This window comes from Streptomyces sp. 3-6, from assembly GCF_056323165.1.
The window spans coordinates 369,018-385,296 of record NZ_JBWHZP010000001.1 but is presented as its reverse complement, the minus strand read 5'-3'; the positions used below and the strand labels follow the sequence as shown (position 1 = coordinate 385,296).

The 16,279-nt window shown below is 72.5% G+C and carries 18 protein-coding genes; 12 read left to right on the top strand and 6 right to left on the bottom strand.

Annotated features, from left to right (window positions below; genetic code table 11):
* Window positions 1-57 precede the first annotated feature (57 nt).
* Window positions 58-1,311: a serine hydrolase domain-containing protein gene (locus AC02VZ_RS01575; protein ID WP_432054339.1), complete on the top strand. Its 1,254-nt coding sequence runs from the start codon at window positions 58-60 to the stop codon at window positions 1,309-1,311.
* Between the two features lie 173 nt (window positions 1,312-1,484).
* On the opposite strand, the gene AC02VZ_RS01570 is transcribed toward AC02VZ_RS01575, so the two are convergent.
* Entirely contained in the window at window positions 1,485-1,895 is a 411-nt protein-coding gene (locus tag AC02VZ_RS01570; RefSeq protein ID WP_432054340.1) for an ATP-binding protein, read from the bottom strand.
* A gap of 80 nt (window positions 1,896-1,975) precedes the next feature.
* Here AC02VZ_RS01570 and AC02VZ_RS01565 point away from each other — a divergent pair, with 80 nt between their 5' ends.
* Together AC02VZ_RS01565 and AC02VZ_RS01560 are read left to right on the top strand one after the other, a co-directional pair.
* Window positions 1,976-2,824 carry a helix-turn-helix domain-containing protein gene (locus AC02VZ_RS01565; RefSeq protein ID WP_432054341.1) on the top strand — a complete coding sequence of 283 codons (849 nt, stop codon included), beginning with the start codon at window positions 1,976-1,978 and terminating at the stop codon, window positions 2,822-2,824.
* Complete coding sequence (locus tag AC02VZ_RS01560) at window positions 2,784-3,053, top strand: DUF397 domain-containing protein (protein ID WP_432054342.1); 270 nt, start codon at window positions 2,784-2,786, stop codon at window positions 3,051-3,053. The genes AC02VZ_RS01565 and AC02VZ_RS01560 overlap by 41 nt, the downstream gene beginning before the upstream one ends.
* Before the next feature lie 179 nt (window positions 3,054-3,232).
* Here the strand turns inward: AC02VZ_RS01560 and AC02VZ_RS01555 are convergent, their stop codons facing one another.
* Entirely contained in the window at window positions 3,233-4,642 is a 1,410-nt protein-coding gene (locus tag AC02VZ_RS01555; RefSeq protein ID WP_476474307.1) for an NAD(P)-binding domain-containing protein, read from the bottom strand.
* A 109-nt stretch (window positions 4,643-4,751) separates the two neighbouring features.
* Between AC02VZ_RS01555 and AC02VZ_RS01550 the strand changes: the two genes are divergently transcribed.
* The gene (locus AC02VZ_RS01550; RefSeq protein ID WP_432054344.1) at window positions 4,752-5,813 is read left to right on the top strand and encodes a flavin-containing monooxygenase; all 1,062 of its coding nucleotides are present in this window, start codon (window positions 4,752-4,754) and stop codon (window positions 5,811-5,813) included.
* A 48-nt stretch (window positions 5,814-5,861) separates the two neighbouring features.
* The gene (locus tag AC02VZ_RS01545) at window positions 5,862-6,233 is read left to right on the top strand and encodes an ArsR/SmtB family transcription factor (RefSeq protein ID WP_432054345.1); all 372 of its coding nucleotides are present in this window, start codon (window positions 5,862-5,864) and stop codon (window positions 6,231-6,233) included.
* Between the two features lie 165 nt (window positions 6,234-6,398).
* Here AC02VZ_RS01545 and arsB read toward each other — a convergent pair whose 3' ends face one another.
* Complete coding sequence (arsB, locus tag AC02VZ_RS01540; protein ID WP_476474306.1) at window positions 6,399-7,517, bottom strand: ACR3 family arsenite efflux transporter; 1,119 nt, start codon at window positions 7,515-7,517, stop codon at window positions 6,399-6,401.
* Entirely contained in the window at window positions 7,514-7,822 is a 309-nt protein-coding gene (locus AC02VZ_RS01535) for an ArsR/SmtB family transcription factor (protein WP_432054347.1), read from the bottom strand. Before AC02VZ_RS01535 ends, arsB begins: the two co-directional genes overlap by 4 nt.
* An 88-nt stretch (window positions 7,823-7,910) precedes the next feature.
* Here AC02VZ_RS01535 and AC02VZ_RS01530 point away from each other — a divergent pair, with 88 nt between their 5' ends.
* Window positions 7,911-8,345 (top strand): arsenate reductase ArsC, encoded by a 435-nt coding sequence (locus AC02VZ_RS01530; protein WP_476474305.1) that lies wholly within the window; start codon window positions 7,911-7,913, stop codon window positions 8,343-8,345.
* A gap of 38 nt (window positions 8,346-8,383) precedes the next feature.
* On the opposite strand, the gene AC02VZ_RS01525 is transcribed toward AC02VZ_RS01530, so the two are convergent.
* Entirely contained in the window at window positions 8,384-9,043 is a 660-nt protein-coding gene (locus tag AC02VZ_RS01525) for a pirin family protein (RefSeq protein ID WP_476474532.1), read from the bottom strand.
* Between the two features lie 88 nt (window positions 9,044-9,131).
* Between AC02VZ_RS01525 and fasR the strand changes: the two genes are divergently transcribed.
* The 5 genes from fasR to AC02VZ_RS01500 all read left to right on the top strand — a co-directional run bounded on the left by fasR (window position 9,132) and on the right by AC02VZ_RS01500 (window position 14,111).
* Entirely contained in the window at window positions 9,132-10,337 is a 1,206-nt protein-coding gene (gene fasR, locus AC02VZ_RS01520) for a fatty acid biosynthesis transcriptional regulator FasR (protein WP_437030195.1), read from the top strand.
* Between the two features lie 89 nt (window positions 10,338-10,426).
* The gene (locus AC02VZ_RS01515) at window positions 10,427-11,350 is read left to right on the top strand and encodes an ACP S-malonyltransferase (RefSeq protein WP_476474304.1); all 924 of its coding nucleotides are present in this window, start codon (window positions 10,427-10,429) and stop codon (window positions 11,348-11,350) included.
* Between the two features lie 19 nt (window positions 11,351-11,369).
* On the top strand, window positions 11,370-12,401 hold the full coding sequence (locus tag AC02VZ_RS01510; protein WP_476474303.1) for a beta-ketoacyl-ACP synthase 3: 1,032 nt from the start codon (window positions 11,370-11,372) through the stop codon (window positions 12,399-12,401).
* Between the two features lie 102 nt (window positions 12,402-12,503).
* Window positions 12,504-12,752, top strand: a complete 249-nt coding sequence (locus AC02VZ_RS01505) for an acyl carrier protein (RefSeq protein WP_004988657.1) — start codon at window positions 12,504-12,506, stop codon at window positions 12,750-12,752.
* Window positions 12,753-12,839: 87 nt separating this feature from the next.
* Window positions 12,840-14,111, top strand: a complete 1,272-nt coding sequence (locus AC02VZ_RS01500; protein ID WP_476474302.1) for a beta-ketoacyl-[acyl-carrier-protein] synthase family protein — start codon at window positions 12,840-12,842, stop codon at window positions 14,109-14,111.
* 439 nt (window positions 14,112-14,550) lie between these two features.
* Here AC02VZ_RS01500 and AC02VZ_RS01495 read toward each other — a convergent pair whose 3' ends face one another.
* Window positions 14,551-15,045 carry a DUF3145 domain-containing protein gene (locus AC02VZ_RS01495; protein WP_164338948.1) on the bottom strand — a complete coding sequence of 165 codons (495 nt, stop codon included), beginning with the start codon at window positions 15,043-15,045 and terminating at the stop codon, window positions 14,551-14,553.
* Window positions 15,046-15,355: 310 nt separating this feature from the next.
* On the opposite strand from AC02VZ_RS01495, the gene AC02VZ_RS01490 reads away from it, so the two are divergent.
* A complete protein-coding gene (locus AC02VZ_RS01490) occupies window positions 15,356-16,273 on the top strand; it encodes an SGNH/GDSL hydrolase family protein (protein ID WP_476474301.1) in 918 nt (305 codons plus the stop codon).
* Window positions 16,274-16,279: the final 6 nt, after the last annotated feature.

Here is a 16,279-nt window from a genome sequence, read left to right as displayed (position 1 = left end):
CCGAAGGGGCCGCCAGCCGGATGGTCCGCGGCGCCGGCCCTCCGTAGCGTTCCGGGCATGGACATCACGAAGAGTGCACGGTGGGGCCGGTCCGGACGGTGGCGTGCGGGGCTGGCCGTGGCCGGGGTCGCCGCCATCGGAACCGCATCGCTTCTCGGGCCGGGCACCACGGCCGAAGCCCTGGGCGCCGACCGGGACGCGCGGTCGCGGCTGCAGCGGGACGCGAACGCGGTACGCGACACGGGAGCCACCGGGCTGACGGTGCGCGTCCGTGACGCGGCCGGGCGCGAGACGCGGGCCCGGTCCGGCACCGCCGACCTGAAGGAGGGGGGTCGGGTGCCCTTCGACGCCTACTACCGCATCGGCAGCGACACCAAGACCTTCACGGCCGTGACCGCGCTCCAGCTCGTCGGCGAGGGCACGTTGAGCCTGGACGACACCGTCGAGCAGTGGCTGCCCGGGGTGGTCGCCGGCAACGGCAACGACGGCAGCCGTATCACCCTGCGCAACCTGCTCCAGCACACCAGCGGCCTGGCCAATTACACGGACATCATCTTCGAGGACCCGGCGGAGCTGACGCCCGAGCGCTTCCACGCCCAGCGGTTCCGCTCACAGACCCCCGAGGAGCAGGTCGCCGTGGCGATGGGGCGCGCTCCCGGCTGGCTGCCGGACGCGGACGATCCGGGCGCCGAGACGCGGTGGGCGTACTCCAACACCAACTACGTGCTGCTCGGGATGGTCATCGAGAAGGCCACGGGCAACCCCTGGGCGCAGGAGGTGCACGACCGGATCATCGAGCCGCTGGGGCTGCGCCGCACGCTGATACCGGGCACCTCGCCGTACGTGCCGATGCCGACGGCCGCCGGGTACACGCAGTTCCCCGGCCGGGACGACCTCACCGACACCACGCTGGCCGTGGGCGGCGGCGCGGACGGCGGCATCATCAGCACCACCCGCGACATGAACACCTTCCTGCGCGCCCTGATGGACGGTCGGCTGCTGCCGCCGGAGCAGATGAAGCAGATGCGCACCACCGTCCCGGCGCCCGACTACACCACCGACGGCAGGTCCCGCTACGGGCTCGGCCTCGCCTGGCGCCCGGCCGAGGGCTGCCGGGCCGGGATCTGGTACCACGGCGGCACCTCCTTCGGCACCGCCTCCGAGACCGCCGTCACGCCCGACGGCCGGGTGTCGGCCGCGGCCGCCGTCTTCACCACGCGCTTCGGTGACGAGAAGCGCTTCCTCCAGCAGGCGGAGACCACGATCCGCCTGCTGGACCGGGCGGTGTGCGGCGACCGGAAGCGCGGGTGACGGGGGCGCACACCTGCGGAAGACACCGCTTGGTCCCTCCGACAGGAGTGACGTGATCGGGAGCGTGGGCCCCGACAGGTCCGCTCGATCGCTTCTCAGCTGCCGCAGGCTCGCCTCCAGCGCTGTGCGTGCCGCGACGCGGTGACGGACCGATGGGGCCCCCGCCTCCCGGGTCACCCGCACTCGAACCACACCGTCTTGCCGTGACCGTCGGGCAGGACATCGATCCCCCATCGGTCCGTCACCGCGTCGACGATCACCATCCCGCGCCCGCCCTCACCCAGCCCGTCCCCCGCACCCGTCACCGGCAGCCCCGCACAGCCGTCGGCGACCTCCACCCGCACCCCACCGGGCAGCAGCAGAAAGCAGATCCGGCAGCACCGGCCGGGCACGTGCCGCACCACATTGGCCACCAGCTCCGTGAGCGCCAGCTCGGCGGCGTCGGCCACCTCGGCCAGCCCCGAGCCGACGAGATACAGCCGCAGGATGCGGCGCAGATGCCGGGCCGAGTGCTCGCCCACGACGAACTCGGCGCGATACGTGCTGGGAACGCCCGCCGCCTGCGGGCCAATTGCCTGATTCACACCACGATGCTGCAACTCAGTGCTTACGCTCTACTACGGAACGAAACGAACGCCGCGAGGCGTTGAACCGAGGTGCCGCCGTGGTCAACATCCAGTCGCTCGACCCCACCGCCTCCCCGCTGGACTACTACGGCTGGGAGTTGCGCCGCCAGCGCGAGGCCCACGGCCTCAAACAGGGTCAGCTCGGCGAGATCATCTTCTGCACGGGCTCACTGATCGGCCAGATCGAGACCACCAAGAAGGTCCCCACCCGCGACTTCTCCGAACGCGTGGACGCGGCCCTCGGCACGGACGGCCTGTTCTCCCGCCTGATCGGCCTGGTCCTGCGCAGCCAACTGCCCACATGGTTCCAGCCGTACGCGGAGATGGAGGCGAAGGCGGCGTACATCTCCACGTACCAGGCACAGGTGGTCTACGGGCTGTTGCAGACGGAGGAGTACGCGCGGGCGGTACTCGCCACCGGAACGCCGGATGACCTGGAAGGTCTGGTGACCGCCCGGGTAGAGCGCCAGCGGATACTGGAACGAGAACAGCCGCCGTTGGTCTGGGTGATCCTGGATGAGGCGGTGCTGCACCGGCCGATCGGTGGCCCCGGTGTCATGCGACGCCAACTGGCCCACCTGTTGAACTTCACCAGTCATCGATGGCTCCATGTGCAGGTGTTGCCGAACAAGGCGGGTGAACACGCCAGCCTTGACGGGGCATTCAACCTTTTGCGGTTCGACGACGACCCAGACGTCATCTACACAGAGGACCTCATCTCCGGCCATATGACGGCCAATTCCGACACCATCAAGGAAGCTGCACTCCGTTACGCTCGCTTGCAGGCCGCCGCGCTCTCCGTAGAGGATTCGGCGGAACTGATGATCGGCGTGATGGAGGACCGCTATGGAGACCGCTCCCGGCTCGAGGAACATCCAGTGGCGTAAGTCCAGCTACAGCGGCAGCACCGGCGGTGACTGCGTGGAGTGCACCGTCGCCGACGGCGCGGCCTGGCGCACCTCCTCGTACAGCGGCAACACCGGCGGCGACTGCGTCGAGGCAGCCCCCGCCTGCCCCACGGGCACCGTCCCCGTCCGGGACAGCAAGAACCCGGCCGGGCCGGTCGTCACCGTCAGGGCCGGCGCCTGGCAGGCGTTCGTCGACGGTCTGCGGTGACGGAACCAGTTCCCTCGCGGCCCCCTTCCGCCAAGAAGTAGGCCGCACCCGGACAACCACTCCGGCCGGGTGGACCGCACCGTGAGGTGACAGGCCGCTCACTCAGGCTCGTCCGCCTCACTGCCGGCCCGTGACGGGGAAGCATCCGGTGCTGAGCGCCCCGTCACGCACCGTGCGGCTCACGAGCCGCAGCAGCCGCCCGCCGGAGTCTCCTCGGTAGCCGCCTCCCCGGCCGCGGCGGGAACACCGAGCCGGACGCGTCGCGGCGCCGGCGCGCAGCACCCACCACCGTCGCCCTCGGCGGCGTCGGGAGTGTCGAACAGCCCGGCGCCGCCGCAGACTCCGGTCTCGGGCAGGGTCAGTTCCACGCGGTCGGCCGCTTCCAGGTCGCCGGCGATCGCCGCGGCCACGGAACGGACCTGCTCGTAGCCGGTCATCGCCAGGAACGTCGGGGCGCGGCCGTAGGACTTCATCCCGACGAGATACACGCCCTGCTCGGGGTGGGACAGCTCGCGGTGGCCGTGCGGGTAGACGGTGCCGCAGGAGTGCTGGTTGGGGTCGATCAGCGGAGCCAGGGCGAGGGGTGCCTGCAGGCGCTCGTCGAGACCGAGGCGCAGCTCGTTCAGGAAGGACAGGTCGGGGCGGAACCCGGTCAGGACGATGACTTCGTCGACCGGGTCCAGACGGCGGCCGTCCTCGCCGGCCAGGACCAGGCGGCCGCCGTGCGCCCGTTCGATCGCCTCGGTACGGAAGCCGGTGACCGCGTCCGCGTGGCCGGCGTCGACGGCGGCCTTCGCGGCCAGGCCCAGGGCGCCGCGCGCGGGAAGCTGGTCGGCCTCGCCGCCGCCGAAGGTGGAGCCGGAGATGCCGCGGCGCAGGATCCACACGGCCTTCGTTCCCGCGCCGTCGTCGGACGTGGCGAGGTCGGCCAGGTGGGCGAGGGCGGTGAAGGCGGAGGCGCCGGAGCCGATCACGGCGGTGCGCCGGCCCGCGTACCGGGCACGGACGGCGGGGTCGCTCAGGTCCGGGACGCGGTAGGTGATCCGGTCCGCGGCGGCCTTCTCGCCGAGCGCGGGCAGTCCGCTGCCGCCGGCCGGGGAGGGCGTGGCCCAGGTGCCGGAGGCGTCGATGACGGCCCGGGCGAAGAGGCGCTCCTCGGGCCCGTCGGTGGGGGCGAGGTGCACGACGAACGGCTGGGCCGCGCGGTCGGCGTCGACGATCCGGTCCCGGCCGGCGCGGGAGACGCCGGTGACGCGCGCACCGGTGCGGACGCGCCCGCCGAGGGCGTCGGCGAGAGGCCGCAGATACAGGTCGGCCCAGTCGCCGCCGGAGGGGTAGGCGGCCGGGTCGGGGCGCATCCAGCCGGTGGGGGCCAGGAGCTTCTCGGCGGCGGGGTCGACGATCTCGCCCCAGGTGGAGAACAGGCGCACGTGGGACCACTCGCGCACCGCGGCGCCGGTGGTGCGCCCGGCTTCCAGGACCAGGGGTTCGATGCCCTGGTCGATGAGGTGGGCGGCGGCGGCCAGACCGACGGGTCCGGCTCCGATCACGACGACGGGCAGCTCGGTGGTGGCGGTGGGCGCGTTCACGACGACTCCTGGCGTGTTTCGACATCCGTCGATGGCTTGCGCGGTCCAGCATGACACCGGTATTGATGAGCGTCAACATAGACATTCATCGAATTCGGGGGATGCACTGATGGAGCACATCGACGTCGCCGTGATCGGCGGTGGCCAGTCGGGCCTCGCGGTCGCCCACGCACTGCTGCGGTACGGCCTGCGGCCGGTGGTGCTGGAGGCGTCCGACCGGGCGGCCGGGTCGTGGCCGCACTACTACGACAGCCTCACGCTGTTCTCGCCCGCCCGGTACAGCTCCCTGCCCGGGATGCCGTTCCCCGGCGCCGACCGCGACCGCTACCCGCGCCGCGACGAGGTCGTCGCCTACCTCACCGCCTACGCCGGCCGCCTGGACGCCGAGATCCGCACCGGCTGCCGCGTCACCGCGGTCCGCCGCGCCGGCGACGGCTTCGCGGTGGAACCGGAGGGCGGCGGCCGGCTGTCCGCGCGGGCCGTCGTGGCGGCCTCCGGGACGTTCGGTCACCCGCACCGGCCCGCGCTGCCGGGCCTTCAGGAGTTCACCGGGCAGGTGCTGCACGCCGCCGACTACCGCCGCCCGGCCCCCTTCTCCGGCCGCCGGGTGGTCGTGGTCGGAGCCGGGAACTCCGCCGTGCAGATCGCCGTCGAGCTCGCCGAGACCGCACGCGTCATCCTCGCCACCCGCGGGCCCGTGACGTTCGCCGCCCAGCGCGTCCTCGGCCGCGACCTGCACTTCTGGACGACCCGTACCGGCCTGGACACCGCTCCCCTCGGCCGGTTCCTCGCGCGCCCGCCGGCGCAGCCGGTCATCGACGACGGCCGCTACCGGGCCGCCCTGGCCGCAGGCCGGCCCGACCGGCGCCCCCTGTTCACCGGTGCGCGCGGGGCCGAGCTCGTCTGGGCGGACGGGCCGCGGGAGGAGGTCGACGTGATCGTGCTGGCCACGGGCTACCGTCCCGACCTGCCCTACCTCGCCGGCCTCGACGGCGCCCTCGACGCCGAAGGGAACCCACGGCACCGGGCGGGCCTCGCCACCGGTGTGCCGGGGCTGGCGTTCGCCGGGCTGGAGTGGCAGCGCAGCCTGTCGTCGAACTCGCTGCGCGGTGTCGGCCGGGACGCGGCGCGCGTCGCCCGGCACCTGGCCGCCCGCCTCGGCCGCCGGTGACGTACTGCACCGAACCCCGACTGGTTCGACATGTGTCAACATAGATGCATGTCGAATGCGAAGGTGCTGCCGCTGCTCGAGCCCGCCGACGGTCAGGTGGCGCCGTGCTGCCCGCCCCTGACCGAGCGCCCGATGACCGCCGAGGAGGCCGAGACGGCCGCGCGGATGTTCAAGGCGCTGGGTGACCCGGTCCGCCTGCGCCTCTTCTCGGCCGTGGCCTCCCACGAGGACGGGGAGGCGTGCGTGTGCGACATCTCCGACGTCGGCGTCTCCCAGCCCACCGTCTCCCACCACCTGAAGAAGCTCAAGGAGGCCGGCCTGCTCACCTCCGAGCGACGCGGCACCTGGGTCTACTACCGCGTCGAGCCCTCCGTCCTGGCGGCGATGGGCAAGCTGCTGGCCCTGCCGGCCACGCGCTGACGCCCGCACGGGCCCGCACCCGGATACGCCTCGCCCGCCCGGGAGGGCACGGGCCGGCCGGGCAGCCAGGAGTGCCCGCCGGGAGGACGGGAGCAGCGAGTCCCCCACGTGCCGGCGGCGGGCCTGCCTGACCGCCGCCGACCACCACCCCGTCCGTCCACCGCGTCACGGGGCCGTCGTCACCGCGCCCGGGGCGAACCTCCGTCGCCAGACGAGCGCGACGTGGACCAGGCCGATCAGCACCGGCACCTCGATGAGCGGGCCCACGACACCGGAGAGGGCCTGGCCGGAGGTGACGCCGAAGGTGGCGATGGCGACGGCGATGGCCAGCTCGAAGTTGTTGCCCGCCGCCGTGAAGGCAAGGGTCGCCGTGCGGTCGTAGGCCAGGCCCAGGCCCTTGCCGAGCAGGAACGTGCCGAAGAACATCACGGCGAAGTACACCAGCAGCGGCAGCGCGATCCGGATGACGTCCAGCGGCTGCGACGTGATGGTCTTCCCCTGCAACGCGAAGAGGATGACGATCGTGAACAGCAGCCCGTACAGCGCCCAGGGGCCGATCTTCGGCAGGAACCGCTGCTCGTAATCGGCGCGGCCGAGCTTCTTCTCGCCCAGGCGGCGGGTGAGGAAGCCGGCCAGCAGCGGGATGCCGAGGAAGACGACGACGTTCAGCGCGATCTTCCACAGGGAGATGTCGAGGTGCTCGCCGTCGCCGAGGCCCAGCCGGCCGGGCAGCAGGTCGAGGTAGAACCAGCCGAGCAGGCCGAAGGCGAGGACCTGGAAGACCGAGTTCACGGCGACGAGGACGGCTGCGGCCTCGCGGTCGCCGCAGGCGAGGTCGTTCCAGATGATGACCATGGCGATGCAGCGGGCCAGGCCGACGATGATCAGGCCGGTGCGGTACTCGGGCAGGTCCGGCAGGAAGATCCACGCGAGCGCGAACATGACCGCCGGACCGACGATCCAGTTGACGACCAGCGAGGAAACCATCAGCTTCCGGTCACCGGTGACGGCGTCGAGCCGGTCGTAGCGGACCTTCGCCAGCACCGGATACATCATGACCAGCAGGCCGAGCGCGATCGGCAGGGAGACCCCGCCGAGCTCCACCGTCGCGAGCGCGTCGTTCAGCCCGGGGACGAGCCTGCCGAGCCCGAGCCCGACGGCCATGGCGAGCAGGATCCACACCGCGAGGTAGCGGTCGAGGGTGGAGAGCTTCTTGACGATCGAGTCGTCCCCGGCCGCACCCGCGCTCCGGGCGCGGGCGGTGGTGGGCTCGGCGGAGGTCACGGGCAGGCCCTCTTGTTCTCGGCGGCGGTGCGGGCGGATTCGGCGAGCGCGGCGAACTGGCCGGAGAGTCCGGCCAGGACCTCGGGCTTGAGCTTGTAGTAGGTGAAGCGGCCGCACGGCTCGGTCTCCACCAACCCGGCCTCGCGCAGCACCTTCATGTGGTTGGACAGGTTGGTCTGCTTGGCCCCGGTCTCCTCCACCAGGTGCGTGGTGCACAGCGTCTCGCGCGCCAGCAGGGTCACGATCCGCAGCCGGAGCGGATCGCCCAGTGCCCGGATCACATCAGGATCGACTGAAGTCAGCATGCGCTGATACTGTCACATCACCGCCCCCTGATATCAGCGGATGTTGATGCCGGCGGTGGGCAGTCGACGCGAGACGAGAGAGCCCTTCATGCCCGAGCGCACCGGCAACAAGCCGTCCGTCCTGTTCGTCTGCGTCCACAACGCGGGCCGCTCCCAGATGGCCGCCGCCTGGCTCACCCACCTGGCCGGGGACCGCGTCGAGGTGCGTTCCGCCGGCTCCGACCCGGGCGAGCGGGTCAACCCGGCGGCCGTCGCCGCGATGGCCGAGGTCGGCATCGACATCGCCGCCGAGGTCCCGAAGGTCCTCACCGTGGACGCGGTGAGGGAGTCCGACGTGTGCGTCGCCATGGGCTGCGGCGACACCTGCCCCGTCTTCCCCGGCAAGCGCTACCTGGACTGGAAGCTCGACGACCCGGCCGGGCAGGGGGTCGACGCGGTCCGCCCGATCCGCGACGAGATCAGGGCCTTGGTCGAGGGCCTGATCGCCGAGATCGCCCCGTCCGGGCCGGACGCGACGGCGTAGGACACCCCGGCGGGACGGAGCAGACGACTCCTGCCGCCTCAGGCGCCCCGCATCTCCCACAGCAGCAGTTCCGCCGGCGCGTCCCCCGCGACCGCCGCGACCCCCTCGGGACCGGTGAGGCGCGCCGAGTCGCCCGGGCCGAGGCGCTCACCGTCCAGGGTGACCTCGCCCCGCACCACGTGGGCGTAGACGTACGCCGCGTCCGGTACCGCCGTGCGCTCCCCCGCCGCCAGCCGGCGGACGTGGAGCATGGCGGCGGCTTCCGGGAGGGCGTAGGGGGTGGAGTCGGCTATGCCGCGGACGACTTCGTAGAAGGGTTCGCCGCCCGGCTCGAGCGGGGCCAGCCACATCTGGAGGAAGACGAGGGGAGCCGGGCCGGCGTTGCGTTCGACGTGGCGGACGCCGGACGCGGCGCTCAGGCGTTGGACGTCGCCGGGGCGGATCACCGTCTCCTCGCCCGTGGAGTCGCGGTGGGTCAGCTCGCCCTCCACGACCCACGTGACGATCTCGGTGTGGCTGTGCGGGTGCTCGTCGAAGCCGGCGCCGGGGGCCAGGTGCTCCTCGTTGCAGGCGATCACCGCGCCGAAGCGGAGGTTGTCGGGGTCGTAGTGGGGGCCGAAGGAGAAGGCGTGCCGGGTGGTGATCCCGGCCGCCGGGTCGCCGCCCCGGTAGCGCTCGTCGGCGCGCCGTACGTGCATCACGCCGTCCACCGTAGTCCCGGGGCCGGAGAGCCCGCTCCGGACCCGGCGGGCCACCCGGTTGCCCGGATGAGGCAGTCTTGTCCCCGTGCCCGAACCCGAAACCAGTAAGCCCGACGCCGCAGTCCGCCCCGCCCACCCGCATGCCGCGACGCTGAAGCGGCTGGAGCAGTCCTCCGGCAGTCTCGCCGCGCAGGCCATCGCGCGCATGGACGAGACCCTGCCCTGGTACCGGGCGATGCCACCGGAGAACCGGTCCTGGATCGGGCTGGTCGCCCAGGCGGGCATCGCCGCGTTCACCGAGTGGTTCCGGCGCCCGGACGCCCCGCAGGCCATCTCCACCGACGTCTTCGGCACGGCGCCGCGCGAGCTGACCCGGGCGATCACGCTGCGGCAGACCGTGGAGATGGTGCGCACCACGATCGAGGTCATGGAGTCCGCCATCGACGAGGTGGCCGCCCCGGGCGACGAGTCGATCCTCCGCGAGGCGCTCCTGGTCTACGCGCGGGAGATCGCCTTCGCGACCGCCCAGGTGTACGCGCAGGCCGCCGAGGCACGGGGTGCCTGGGACGCGCGCCTGGAGTCGCTGGTGGTGAACGCCGTGCTCAGCGGGGAGGCCGACGAGGGCGCCGTGTCGCGGGCCGCCGCCCTGGGGTGGAACTCGCCGGAGCACGTGTGCGTGGTGCTGGGGACCGCGCCGGACGGCGACTCGGAGCTGACGGTGGAGGCGATCCGGCGCGCCGCCCGGCACGCCAAGCTGCAGGTGCTGACCGGGGTGCTCGGCCACCGCCTGGTGGTGATCGCGGGCGGCAGCGACAACCCGCTCGCCGTCGCCAAGTCGCTGATCGGCCCGTACGCGGCCGGTCCGGTCGTGGCGGGCCCGGTGGTGCCGGACCTGCTGGCCGCCACCCGCTCCGCGCAGGCCGCGGCGGCCGGTCTGAAGGCGTGCACCGCCTGGCAGGACGCGCCGCGCCCGGTGCTCGCCGACGACCTGCTGCCGGAGCGGGCCATGGCCGGAGACCCTTCGGCGCGCGAGCAGTTGGTGGAGGAGATCTACAGACCGCTGGAGGAGGCGGGGGCCGCTCTGCTGGAGACGCTGAGCGTCTATCTGGAGCAGGCGAGCAGTCTGGAGGGTGCCGCGCGGATGCTGTTCGTTCACCCCAACACCGTGCGGTACCGGCTCCGACGTGTGACGGACGTCACCGGTTGGTCACCCTCCGATGTACGCTCTGCCTTCACCTTGCGGATCGCCCTGATCCTGGGGCGTCTGGCTGACGGCGATCTTCAGTCCTAGTCTTTTGTCGGGGCTCCACAAAAGCCCTTCGTGTTCTTCGTCCTTGTCCTCACGGGCGGCCCCGGCCGTCCCCAAGAGAGAGTGTGAGAGTGCTCGTACTCGTCGCTCCCGGCCAGGGCGCTCAGACGCCCGGCTTCCTGACTGAATGGCTCGACCTGCCCGGTGCCGCGGACCGCGTCGCCGGCTGGTCCGACGCCATCGGACTCGACCTCGCCCACTACGGCACGAAGGCCGACGCCGACGCGATCCGCGACACGGCCGTCGCCCAGCCGCTGCTGGTGGCGGCCGGGCTGCTGTCCGCGTCCGCGCTCGGCGGGCTGTCGGACGTCCGGCCCGGAGCGGTCGCCGGTCACAGCGTCGGTGAGATCACCGCCGCCGCGTTCGCGGGGGTCCTCGACGACACCGCCGCCCTCTCCCTGGTCCGCAAGCGGGGCCTGGCCATGGCCGACGCGGCGGCGATCACCGAGACCGGCATGGCGGCGCTGCTCGGCGGCGACCCCGACACCACCGTGGCGCACCTGGAGAAGCTGGGCCTGACCCCGGCGAACATCAACGGCGCCGGCCAGATCGTCGCGGCCGGCACCAGGGAGCAGCTGGCCGCGCTGGAGGCGGACAAGCCCGAGGGCGTGCGCCGGGTCGTGATGCTCCAGGTCGCCGGCGCGTTCCACACGCACCACATGGGTCCGGCCGTCGACACGCTGGCGAAGGCCGCCGAGGCGCTCACGCCGGGCGACCCGCAGGTCACCTACGTGTCGAACAAGGACGGCCGGGCCGTCGCGACCGGTGCCGAGGTGCTCCAGCGCCTGGTCGGCCAGGTGGCGAACCCGGTCCGCTGGGACCTGTGCATGGAGACCTTCAAGGAGCTCGGGGTCACCGCGCTGCTGGAGGTCTGCCCCGGCGGCACCCTGACCGGGCTGGCCAAGCGCGCCCTGCCGGGTGTGAAGACGCTGGCCCTGAAGACCCCCGCCGACCTCGACGCGGCCCGCGAGCTCATCGCCGAGCACGCCGCCTGACCGCCCTAAGGAGCCCCGCATGGCGAAGATCAAGCCCAGCAAGGGCGCCCCGTACGCGCGCATCCTCGGCGTGGGCGGCTACCGGCCCACGCGCGTGGTGCCGAACGAGGTGATCCTGGAGACGATCGACTCCTCCGACGAGTGGATCCGCTCGCGCTCCGGCATCGAGACCCGGCACTGGGCCTCGCCCGAGGAGACCGTCGCGGCGATGTCCGTCGAGGCGTCCGGCAAGGCCATCGCCGCCGCCGGGATCAGCGCCGACCAGATCGGCGCCGTCGTCGTCTCCACCGTCTCCCACTTCGCCCAGACGCCGGCGATCGCCACCGAGATCGCGGACAAGCTGGGTACGGACAAGGCCGCGGCCTTCGACATCTCGGCGGGCTGCGCGGGCTTCGGCTACGGGCTCACCCTCGCCAAGGGCATGGTCGTCGAGGGGTCCGCGGAGTACGTCCTGGTCATCGGCGTGGAGCGGCTCAGCGACCTGACCGACCTGGAGGACCGGGCCACGGCCTTCCTGTTCGGTGACGGCGCGGGCGCCGTCGTCGTCGGCCCCTCGCAGGAGCCGGCGATCGGCCCGACGGTGTGGGGCTCGGAGGGCGACAAGTCCGAGACCATCAAGCAGACCGTCCCATGGGACCGGTACAGGGTCGGCGACGTCTCCGAACTCCCCCTGGACAGCGAGGGGAACATCAAGTTCCCGGCGATCACCCAGGAGGGCCAGGCGGTGTTCCGCTGGGCCGTGTTCGAGATGGCGAAGGTCGCCCAGCAGGCGCTGGACGCGGCCGGCGTCAGCCCCGAAGAACTGGACGTCTTCATCCCGCACCAGGCCAACGTGCGGATCATCGACTCGATGGTGAAGACCCTGAAGCTGCCGGAGCACGTCACGGTCGCCCGTGACATCCGCACCACCGGCAACACCTCGGCCGCCTCGATCCCGCTCGCGATGGAGCGGCTCCTGGCGACCGGCGAGGCGAAGAGCGGCGACACCGCGCTCGTCATCGGCTTCGGGGCGGGTCTCGTGTACGCCGCTACGGTCGTTACCCTCCCCTAGGCACTCCGTGCCGGATCACCCGGTCCGGTACGGCAACCGCAACACCTGCCGCTGACGCGGCGGGCGCCACACCCTCTGGAATCACTGCGAAGGAGCGCCATCATGGCCGCCACTCAGGAAGAGATCGTCGCCGGTCTCGCGGAGATCGTGAACGAGATCGCCGGCATCCCGGTTGAGGACGTCCAGCTGGACAAGTCCTTCACCGACGACCTGGACGTCGACTCGCTGTCCATGGTCGAGGTCGTCGTCGCCGCCGAAGAGCGCTTCGACGTCAAGATCCCGGACGACGACGTCAAGAACCTCAAGACGGTCGGCGACGCGACCGAGTACATCCTCAAGCACCAGGCCTGAGCCCTGCTTGGGCCGGGAGCCCCCGGCCCCGCCACCCGGCGGTGGCGCCGTACGAATCCTCGTAGATCCGTTGGAGAAAGAATTCCGATGAGCCCGACCAATCGCACCGTGGTCGTCACCGGTATCGGCGCAACCACACCGCTGGGTGGCGACGCAGCCTCGACCTGGGAGGGCCTGGTCGCCGGACGTTCCGGCGTCAAGCCCCTGGAGCAGGAGTGGGCCGCCGAGCAGGCGGTCCGTATCGCGGCCCCGGTGGCCGTGGAGCCGACCGAGGTCATCCCCCGGCCGCAGGCCCGCCGCCTGGACCGCTCGGCGCAGTTCGCGCTGGTCGCGGCCAAGGAGGCGTGGGCCGACGCCGGTTACGAAGCCCCGGCCGGTGAAGACCCCAAGGTCGACCCGGACCGGCTGGGCGCGGTCATCGCCTCCGGCATCGGCGGCGTGACGACCCTGCTGGGCCAGTACGACGTGCTGAAGGAGAAGGGCGTCCGCCGCGTCTCCCCGCACACCGTCCCCATGCTGATGCCGAACGGCCCCTCGGCGAACGTGGGCCTGGCCGTGGGCGCCCGTGCGGGCGTGCACACGCCGGTCTCGGCGTGCGCGTCGGGTGCGGAGGCCATCGGCTACGCCATCGAGATGATCCGCACCGGCCGTGCCGACGTCGTCGTCGCGGGCGGCACCGAGGCGGCGATCCACCCGCTGCCCATCGCCGCGTTCGGCAACATGATGGCGATGTCCAAGAACAACGACGACCCCGAGGGCGCCTCGCGCCCCTACGACGTCGCCCGGGACGGCTTCGTGCTCGGTGAGGGCGCCGGCGTCATCGTCCTGGAGTCGGCCGAGCACGCCGCCGCGCGCGGCGCCCGCGTCTACGCGGAGGCCGTCGGCCAGGGCATCTCCGCCGACTCGCACGACATCGTGCAGCCGGAGCCGGAGGGGCGGGGCATCTCGCACGCCCTGCAGAGCCTGCTGGACCGCACCGACCTGGACCCGGCGGAGATCGTGCACGTCAACGCGCACGCGACGTCGACGCCGGCCGGGGACATCGCCGAGCTCAAGGCGCTGCGGAAGGTGTTCGGCGACGACGCGGACCACATGGCGGTGTCCGCGACGAAGTCGATGACCGGGCACCTGCTGGGTGGTGCGGGCGGTGTGGAGTCGGTGGCGACGGTGCTCGCGCTGTACCACCGGGTGGCTCCGCCGACGATCAACGTGGAGAACCTCGACCCCGAGGCGGCCGCGAACGCGGATGTCGTGCGGGGGGAGGCGCGGAAGCTGCCGGTGGACGGGCGGATCGCTGCGCTGAACGATTCGTTCGGGTTCGGGGGGCACAACGTGGTGTTGGCGTTCCGCACGGTGTGACTGCCGTCGGCTTGGTGGGTGGGGTTTCGCTCCCGGTGGGGGCGGGGCCCCATCTGTCGTTGGGGGGGTGTGCGCGGTTCCTCGCGCCCCTGGGGGGTTGACGTTTCCCGTCGGGGGCGGGGGGTTGTCGCTCTGTGCGCGGTTCCCCGCGCCCCTGAGAGCGTGACGTATCCCGTCCAGTGCTGGGTGTTGCTGAGCTGTGCGCGGTTCCCCGCGCCCCTGGAGGGGTGACGTTTCCCGTCCAGTTCGGGGGGTTGTCGCTGCGTGCGCGGTTCCCCGCGCCCCTGGAGGGGTGACGTTTTCCGTCCCGTGCAGGGGGTTGCTGCTCTGTGCGCGGTTCCCCGCGCCCCTGGAGGGGTGACGTTTTCCGTCCAGTGCGGGGGGTGCTGCTCCGTGGGCGGTTCTGCGCGCCCCTGGGGGTCTGCGCTGTGGGGGTGGGTCAGACGACCTGGTGGAGCCAGCGGACGGGGGCTCCTTCGCCGGCGTGGCGGAAGGGTTCGAGTTCGTCGTCCCAGGGCTTGCCGAGGAGCTTGGCGATCTCGGCCTCGAGGTCGGTCTCGCCGGTCGTGGAGCGCAGGAGGGCGGCGCGCAGGCGGTCCTCGGGGATGAGGATGTCGCCGTGGATGCCGGTGACCGCGTGGAAGATGCCCAGGTCGGGGGTGCAGCTGTAGCGCTCGCCCTCGGCGCCGGGGCTGGGCTCGGCGGTGACCTCGAAGCGCAGCATCTGCCAGCCGCGCAGCGCGGAGGCCAGCTTGGATGCGGTGGCGGCCTGGCCCTGCCAGGAGAACTCCGAGCGCCAGGTGCCGGGGGCGGCCGGCTGGCGGATCCAGTCGAGGCTGACGCGCGTGCCGAGCACCCCGGCGACGGCCCACTCGACGTGCGGGCACAGCGCGCGCGGCGCGGAGTGCACGTACAGAACTCCACGTGTCGTCACCGGAACCTCCGGACAGAGCGGGACATCTTGTAGGCGGGCGGAACGGCCGTGACCGGGGCGGCCACGTTGATGGCGAGGCTACCGTGCGTCGGCGCAAGGAGTGTGACGTACCGTCGGTCCGGCCGCCCGGAAACGCCCGCCATTCACCCGGCAGGACGCCTGTACGGGTGGGTGTCGTTGCCTCCGTCCGGGTGGGAACCCTGTGTCGTTGCCGCGAGTTGGGAACGATGGGGGAACCACACGTCCGCGGCGCGGCAGGCCCGCGCGGTGACACGACCGGATCACGGCGACACGCGGGGAGGCGGCCGGAATGGAGCAGGGCAGGCGACGGCGCGGGGGGCGCGCGCGGGCCGTCCTGGCCGCGGTGGCGGCCGCCGTGCTGGGCGTGGCGGGCTGCGACGCCGTGGGGGGTGACACCCCGGCACCGTCCGGCTCGGGGGCGCAGCGGGGGAGCCCGGCGCCGAGCCCCACGCCCCTGTGGGACACCAGCCCGGCGTCCGTGGCGGCCGTCGGTGACTCCATCACCACCGGTTTCGACGCCTGCGGGGTGCTGACGGACTGCCCGGAGGTGTCGTGGGCGACGGGGGACAGTGAGCGGGTGGACAGTCTCGCCGTGCGGCTGCTGGGCCGGGCGGGGGCCGCCGGGCGGAGCTGGAACTACGCGGTGACGGGCGCGCGGATGGCGGACCTGCCCGGGCAGATCGACCGGGCGGTGCGGCGGTCCCCGCAGCTGGTGACGGTGATGGTGGGGGCGAACGACGCCTGCCGGGCCACCCCCTCCGCCATGACCCCCGTCGAGGAGTTCCGCGCCGACTTCGAGGACGCGATGCGCCGGCTGCGCACCGCGCTGCCGAAGACGCAGGTGTACGTGGCGAGCGTGCCGGACCTGAAGCGGCTGTGGTCGCAGGGGCGGACCAGCGCGATGGGCAAGCAGGTGTGGAAGCTGGGCATCTGCCCGTCGATGCTGGGCGATCCGGACGCGCTCGACACGGCGGCGGTCCAGCGCCGGGAGGCGGTACGGGAGCGGGTGGAGGACTACAACCGGGTGCTGGCGGAGGTGTGCGCCGAGGACCGCCGCTGCCGTGACGACGGCGGCGCGGTGTACGAGTACCGCTTCGGCACCCGGCAGTTGAGCCGCTGGGACTTCTTCCATCCGAGCGTCGACGGCCAGGCCAGGCTCGCGGAGATCGCCCACCGCGCGGTCACGGCGAAGGAACCCGTCACCTAATGTTCC

Excerpts from the sequence above, each read along its gene's own strand:
- AC02VZ_RS01575 (WP_432054339.1), top strand. The coding sequence starts at position 58 with ATGGACATCACGAAGAGTGCACGGTGGGGCCGGTCCGGACGGTGGCGT.
- AC02VZ_RS01560 (WP_432054342.1), top strand. The coding sequence starts at position 2,784 with ATGGAGACCGCTCCCGGCTCGAGGAACATCCAGTGGCGTAAGTCCAGC.
- AC02VZ_RS01550 (WP_432054344.1), top strand. The coding sequence starts at position 4,752 with ATGGAGCACATCGACGTCGCCGTGATCGGCGGTGGCCAGTCGGGCCTC.
- AC02VZ_RS01545 (WP_432054345.1), top strand. The coding sequence starts at position 5,862 with ATGTCGAATGCGAAGGTGCTGCCGCTGCTCGAGCCCGCCGACGGTCAG.
- AC02VZ_RS01535 (WP_432054347.1), bottom strand. The coding sequence starts at position 7,822 with ATGCTGACTTCAGTCGATCCTGATGTGATCCGGGCACTGGGCGATCCG.
- AC02VZ_RS01530 (WP_476474305.1), top strand. The coding sequence starts at position 7,911 with ATGCCCGAGCGCACCGGCAACAAGCCGTCCGTCCTGTTCGTCTGCGTC.
- AC02VZ_RS01525 (WP_476474532.1), bottom strand. The coding sequence starts at position 9,043 with ATGCACGTACGGCGCGCCGACGAGCGCTACCGGGGCGGCGACCCGGCG.
- AC02VZ_RS01510 (WP_476474303.1), top strand. The coding sequence starts at position 11,370 with ATGGCGAAGATCAAGCCCAGCAAGGGCGCCCCGTACGCGCGCATCCTC.
- AC02VZ_RS01505 (WP_004988657.1), top strand. The coding sequence starts at position 12,504 with ATGGCCGCCACTCAGGAAGAGATCGTCGCCGGTCTCGCGGAGATCGTG.
- AC02VZ_RS01500 (WP_476474302.1), top strand. The coding sequence starts at position 12,840 with ATGAGCCCGACCAATCGCACCGTGGTCGTCACCGGTATCGGCGCAACC.
- AC02VZ_RS01490 (WP_476474301.1), top strand. The coding sequence starts at position 15,356 with ATGGAGCAGGGCAGGCGACGGCGCGGGGGGCGCGCGCGGGCCGTCCTG.